Raw genomic sequence first — 1,267 nt, forward strand, 5'->3', positions numbered from 1 at the left:
GAGGTTCTTCCTTTAACCCAATCACATCAAGCGGGACTTGATACTTTCTCATTTTAGGTTTAAAAAAGTTCATCTTCATCCCGGGCATCAGGATAGTCCGCCCGACCGAGCGGGGGAGCGCCGGGCCAAGATAAGGGAGGCGGAAAGGATAAAGCAGGCCTCGATCCTGAAAGCCGAGGGCGAGGCCAAAGCCAAAGCCTTCAACCTCATCAATCCTTCATCGGTAACGCCCAGCTCTTAAAGAGCCTCGAGGTCACCCAGGCCGCCCTTTCAATTTATTTGCGCTCCGGTAGATTGTCTTCGAATCCAGACCCTCCGTGCCTTAAGAGAGCGCCATTTGAAGAAGAGCCCTCCATCTATGCCGTAGAATTCATGCTCTTTAGCATCACCGTCGTTTGGGGAGGAACCTTTGCCATCGTCAAGATGACCCTCTTGCGGATTCCGGTCTTCTGGTTCCTCTTTATGCGTTTTATACTGGCCTTTACCTTCTTCATCCCCTTATTGCGCAAAAAAGCGTTTATGGTGGACAGGGCCACCCTCAAAGCCGGGACCGTCCTTGGAAGCGTCCTCTTCTTGGCTTACGCCTTCTAGACCCTTGGGCTGAAACTGATCACCTCGGGCAAGGCCGGTTTCATCACCGGCGCTTTCGTCGTCTTGACGCCGCTCCTTTCGGCCCTCTTCTTTGGGGGTCGTCCCAAATTCTTCAATATTTTGGGAGCCATATTGGCCTTCATTGGCCTCGGCTTTTTGACCACAGATGGCGGAGGCGGCTTAAATCTTGGGGATATGCTCGTCTTCGTTTGCGCCGTCTCGGTCGCCCTCCACATAATCTTAATAAATCGCTTGGGCCACGAGGCCGATGTCTCGGTCTTGAATTTCATTCAATCGGGGATCATCGGCCTCGTGGCCCTTATTGCAAGCCTCATCTTCGAAGCTCCTGCCATGCCGAGCTTGCCCTTTGATTTTGCCACCCTGCTGATAACATCGCTTCTTGCCACCGTGGTCGCTTTCAACGTTCAGATCTACGCTCAGCGCTTTATCCCGCCCAGCCGAGTCGCCGTCATCTTGACCGGCGAGCAGATCTTTGCCGCCGTCTTTGGCTACCTGCTCCTATCCGAAATCTTTGGTCCATCTCAGTTCATCGGAGCGGCCTTGATATTTGCCGGAATAATCACTTCCGAATATATGAGTCTCAGATTTAAGGTGTTACAGCCGCTATACTTTATATTGACTTCGTTTTAGCCTTTCGATATATTTTTATCATGTT

4 protein-coding genes are annotated in these 1,267 nt (G+C 51.5%); 3 read left to right on the forward strand and 1 reads right to left on the reverse strand.

All coding sequences use genetic code 11. The features are described 5' to 3' along the window. Positions 1-37 precede the first annotated feature (37 nt). Together QMD53_07180 and QMD53_07185 are read left to right on the forward strand one after the other, a co-directional pair. Entirely contained in the window at positions 38-241 is a 204-nt protein-coding gene (locus QMD53_07180) for a hypothetical protein (GenBank protein ID MDI6800417.1), read from the forward strand. A 131-nt stretch (positions 242-372) separates the two neighbouring features. Continuing rightward, positions 373-591, forward strand: coding sequence for a hypothetical protein (locus tag QMD53_07185; GenBank protein ID MDI6800418.1), 219 nt, complete (start codon positions 373-375; stop codon positions 589-591). Here QMD53_07185 and QMD53_07190 read toward each other — a convergent pair. Continuing rightward, the gene (locus tag QMD53_07190; GenBank protein MDI6800419.1) at positions 588-722 is read right to left on the reverse strand and encodes a hypothetical protein; all 135 of its coding nucleotides are present in this window, start codon (positions 720-722) and stop codon (positions 588-590) included. The two genes, QMD53_07185 and QMD53_07190, sit on opposite strands and share 4 nt — an antisense overlap. Before the next feature lies 1 nt (position 723). Here QMD53_07190 and QMD53_07195 point away from each other — a divergent pair, with 1 nt between their 5' ends. Then, positions 724-1,242, forward strand: coding sequence for a DMT family transporter (locus QMD53_07195; protein MDI6800420.1), 519 nt, complete (start codon positions 724-726; stop codon positions 1,240-1,242). Positions 1,243-1,267: the final 25 nt, after the last annotated feature.

It is taken from the genome of Actinomycetota bacterium, from assembly GCA_030017835.1.
GTDB lineage: Bacteria > Actinomycetota > Aquicultoria > UBA3085 > Oleimmundimicrobiaceae > Yes70-04.